Origin of the sequence: Dehalococcoides sp., assembly GCF_041654235.1 — a bacterium.
Classification (GTDB): Bacteria; Chloroflexota; Dehalococcoidia; order Dehalococcoidales; family Dehalococcoidaceae; genus Dehalococcoides; species Dehalococcoides mccartyi_B.
Genome location: NZ_JBAZDW010000086.1, coordinates 1 through 4,157, shown reverse-complemented (window position 1 = coordinate 4,157; position 4,157 = coordinate 1). Strand labels below are relative to the sequence as shown.

The following is a 4,157-nucleotide window of genomic DNA, read 5'->3' as shown; positions in this document are numbered from 1 at the left end:
ACATCCACATACACCCGTCCAGCATGGTCAGGAGTATCTTTCTCTGTTCAGTAAGGTTAGCTTTACCCCAGAGTACAGGCAGATTCTGGATGAGTTTCCCAGCCTGTTCAGAGGCATCATAGTCGGGTACTACCAGTGATTCCAGACTGAGTTCCAGAAGTCTCTTCTGCCTTAAGTATTCTTCCTCAGGAATAAGCCCGTCTATATAGGTTTTGGCCATACGGTGGAGTTTGCCGGTTACCTGCTCTTTTTCTTTCTTAACTCTTTCCACTTCATCCTTAAGGCTTATGATAGAGAGTACTTCCTCAAGCCAGCCCGGACCAAGCTCTATAGCGGAAACAAGTTCCTTTATCTGGTTATCTATTACATGGCAAGCTATGGTGCCGCCATGTCCGGGGCATTCCTGTATACTTCTTGAGGCTTTATGCTCCCGGTAGTAGCTGTTTCCACTTTTATAAGTCTGAGCCCACATTGGCATTCCGCAATAGGCACACCTGACCAGTCCTTTCAGCAGATACTCTCTATTAGGTGAGGTATTTAAGGTTTCAGATCTGCCCGAATTCTTTTTTAAGGCCAGTTGAACAGTATCAAACAGTTCCCGGCTGATTAAGGCTTCATGGGCACCGGCTAGGATTTCATCCCGGTGGTTTATCTGCCCGGTATAGAAGGGGTTATGCAGGATATTTCTGACCGAGGAACTGGTGAATAGTCTTGGCCCTGAAACCAATTCTCCGTTGGCATCAGGCAGATTCCTGGTATTACGGGTACGAAATCCCTGTTCATTTAGCCAGATAGCCAGCTGCGAAAGTGTTGTTGTACCGGAGGAGTATCGTCGGAATAGCTCGGCTGCGGCTGGCCCTTCCCTTGAATGGATGTGAAGTCCTCCGGGGTGTTCCTGCTCACAGCGCCTTTTCTTCTCTCCCTTTTCGCCTGTCTCCCAGCAGGATTCATAGCCGAATGGGATACAGCCATTGTGTTTGCCTTCCCTGGCTCTTTGGTCAAGTCCTTTTCTGACATGGGTACTTAAGGCTTCACTGAAATACTGGGCAAATGCCCCCAGCATCTGGGTGAAAAGGATACCGTCCGGTTTAGAATAATCCAGATTTTCAACAATAGAGACCAGCCCTATCCCGTACCTGCCCAGTAGTTTTAATGATTCCAGAGTAACGGTAAGATTCCTCGACCAGCGGTCAAGTGTATGTACAACTACAATCTCAAATTCATTTTTGGCTGCATCTTCAAGGAGTTTCCTGAAGACGGGTCGTTTATTAATACTGTCTACATGGGCGGATTTGCCTTCTTCCCGATATATATGCACAGCCTGCCAACCCCGGTTCTTGCAGAGCTCGGTAAATAGCCTTTCCTGAGCATCCAGAGAGTAACCCTCAACCTGTGAAGCCGAAGAGACCCGGACATAAGCAACCGCTCTCTTGCACTCAATCATTTTGATAATCCCCCCGGGATGCAACTGATAAGGCCACTTCGGCTAAGGCATTTAGAAATTCTTTTATCATTAACTGGTCCACCTCACTCTTGTCAGAATTGGCGGACAGTGTATAGGTACAGGGTATACCCGTCAACGAGTCTTTCTCCTGACAGGGTAATCTCTCTGGCATATCATGAACCCCTTAATCCTTGATATTTGGAATCAATAAGCCGTTTTAAGGTGGCGTAGCCAATGCCAAGTGCCCTGGCAGCCTGCCGTCTTGAGATCTGGCCAGCCCTCAGACGCTCTAAAATGTCTCCATAAGCCTGGTTGAAGTGCGGCCTTTGGGTTACCCTTGGCCGCCCTGTCTGGCAGCCCATTTTACGGGCATGGGCCAAACCAGACTTAAGCTTTCGATGCTGTCGATTCTTTTCAAGTGCTGCATAGGACAGGGTTAGGTGGTAAAGGACCCCACCAGAGACAGAAACCGTATCAAACCATGGTTCAGAATAAGACCGAAGGCCAGTTCCGGCTGACTTAAGCTCTTTTAAGATTTTGGCAGCCTCTGTTGCCGAGCGGAAGATTTGATCTAAACGACGGATAAGGATCAGTTCAAATTTGTGTTGTCTGGCATCTACCATTAGCTCAATCCAGCCAGTTCGCCGGGAGTTGCCAGAGGGAGAGACGTAATCCTGATAACAGTTATAAATCTCCCAACCTTGCGCAAGGGCAAACTCCCTTATATCCTGAGGGGAAATGGATTTCCCTCTTTCCGAACTTGGAACTTTATGGTAGATGGCCACCTTCATTACTCGCCCCGCACCTGCCTGATTTGTGCCCTGAGTTTACGCTCTTCTCCATCTAGTCTAAGGGCTTCTCGGAGCTGGTTTATCAGCCCATCAACCCTTCCAGCAATCTCCTGATATTCGGAGAGTGATTCCTCAAGTTTATCTGAGATTTCGGTGCATTCTTCTTTCCCTACTCTAAGAATCGGCTCAAGCTCGGTTGGGTTAAGTACATACTTTGCCTTTCCGCGTGATATAGTTGTGGCAATACTCATGGCACTAAAGGCCTGCCCCACATTAGAGGGACTTATCTTGAGCCCAAACTGGCTAGCAGCTCTTGCTGCTATCTCCCCGGCAGTTGCCCGTCTGTTTCCTTCTAGAGACATACTATAGGCCGTCTGGAAGAGGGTCATGCAGTTTTTCATCCCAATCAGTGCCACTCCGGTTTCAAAACATTCTTTTAAACTGGTCATGCTTTATTCCCCTTTCTGTATGTTTGTACATACATATATTCCGCCACATGGCGGCTACCCCTCCCTCATACCTTTAGTCTTCTCTTCAAGCACTTTATTGATATAGGTCTGGTCCGAGATAAACGCCCGGAAATGCCGGCCGTCTTTCGGACAAATGAGCATGATGAAGGGTTTATTAGAAGCCCTGCCTTTGGCCATCCTGATATTTAAGTGGCTTGTGCAAATCGGGCAGGCTATCTCATTCATTCCGGCTGCCTCCTTTCTATATAGAATTTACAAAGCAAAAAGATGGCTGTGCTTCTGGTATTGGGGTTATCTTCTTTGGAATCTTTGGCCACTGGCAGAATTAAACTGACTGCTTCCTGAACTGTCTCAAGCTGGGGTCTGGTAAATTGAAGCTGTAGGTGGCTGAGTTTGGCAGTTTGAGCCTGTTCCCAAGCTTTTAAGTGGTCAGCCAAATCTTCTTCATTTATCATGGAAAGGGTTTGGAGGCTGTTTCGGGTTTCAGGCAGCAGGGATAAGACTTCACTTTCGGGTATGACTGAGAGAATTTCCTTGAGTAAAGCCCCTTTGAGTGCCAAATCATCCTGCCCTTTAAGCCCGTTAAGTGCCTGAGTTAGCAGCATGGCTTCGGTATCATTAAGTTCTACTACCACGCAGGGGACAGCTTCTTGTTTGAGGTCTGTTAAAACTTTAAGCCTTTGGTTGCCGGACAGAACTTCAAAACCATCCTCACCACTCGGCCTGACTACCAGTGGCTCTACCAGCCCGTACCGGGAGAGGCTGTTTTTTAGCAGCTGTTTTACCCCTTCGTCCATCTGGTTGGGATTCCATGGGGCTTCACATAACTTGTTGACGGGTATTTCAATCACTTTCATATTGCCTCTTTCTTAGGGTAGGCTTGAGGGAGTACCTTGAGTTTGCCTTGAAAATCCGTATCCAGAAAGTAGAAATAGCGGTGTTTCCGGCTCTGGGGTACTACCCTTACCTTTACCCCACAGGATTCAAAGTGTTTGACTGAATGGCTACCGTAGGTGTGGCTTAAACTCCGGGAGTGCCTAGGTTTGCCGTCCCCGATATCAAACATGGGCATGGCTTCAGATAGTCCGGTATAGACCCAGCCGGTTGCCTGATAGATTGTGCCAATATGCCCTTGAGCAGGGTCGGCATAGCTGACTAAAAACCTTATCCGGGTGAAGCGCTTTAAAGCCCTGAGGGCTATCCCTAAGACGCGGGATTCCGAGTTGGAGGGGAGTTCGTCTGAAAGCCAAAGCCTTGAGAGTGTTAAGCAATCCGAGGGCTTTGCCCCCTCTACCATCCGGTAGACGTTGGCTGGTCCTGAACCAAAAGTAATCGCACCATAGAGCCTATCACCCAGAAAGACTCCAAAGGCAAGCTTGGTTCCACCGGGCATGGAGTGAAGATAGTGATATTTCTCAAGTATTGCCTTGGCTGCCCCAAAGGGTATGGGGT

At 48.2% G+C, this 4,157-nt stretch carries 7 protein-coding genes; all 7 read right to left on the bottom strand.

What is annotated here, in order from left to right:
- Positions 1-1,444 (bottom strand): recombinase family protein (locus WC259_RS07810; RefSeq protein WP_372644102.1); only part of this gene is annotated, 1,444 nt, incomplete at its 3' end.
- The gene (locus WC259_RS07805; protein ID WP_012984501.1) at positions 1,437-1,616 is read right to left on the bottom strand and encodes a hypothetical protein; all 180 of its coding nucleotides are present in this window, start codon (positions 1,614-1,616) and stop codon (positions 1,437-1,439) included. The genes WC259_RS07810 and WC259_RS07805, both read right to left, overlap by 8 nt.
- Position 1,617: 1 nt before the next feature.
- A complete protein-coding gene (locus tag WC259_RS07800; protein WP_012984502.1) occupies positions 1,618-2,235 on the bottom strand; it encodes a recombinase family protein in 618 nt (205 codons plus the stop codon).
- A complete protein-coding gene (locus WC259_RS07795; RefSeq protein WP_012984503.1) occupies positions 2,235-2,684 on the bottom strand; it encodes a hypothetical protein in 450 nt (149 codons plus the stop codon). The genes WC259_RS07800 and WC259_RS07795 overlap by 1 nt, the downstream gene beginning before the upstream one ends.
- Before the next feature lie 54 nt (positions 2,685-2,738).
- Positions 2,739-2,930, bottom strand: coding sequence for a hypothetical protein (locus WC259_RS07790; RefSeq protein WP_012984504.1), 192 nt, complete (start codon positions 2,928-2,930; stop codon positions 2,739-2,741).
- Positions 2,927-3,562, bottom strand: coding sequence for a ParB N-terminal domain-containing protein (locus WC259_RS07785; RefSeq protein ID WP_012882539.1), 636 nt, complete (start codon positions 3,560-3,562; stop codon positions 2,927-2,929). Before WC259_RS07785 ends, WC259_RS07790 begins: the two co-directional genes overlap by 4 nt.
- A partial coding sequence (locus tag WC259_RS07780; RefSeq protein WP_372644096.1) for a DNA methyltransferase occupies positions 3,559-4,157 on the bottom strand: 599 nt, incomplete at its 5' end. The genes WC259_RS07785 and WC259_RS07780, both read right to left, overlap by 4 nt.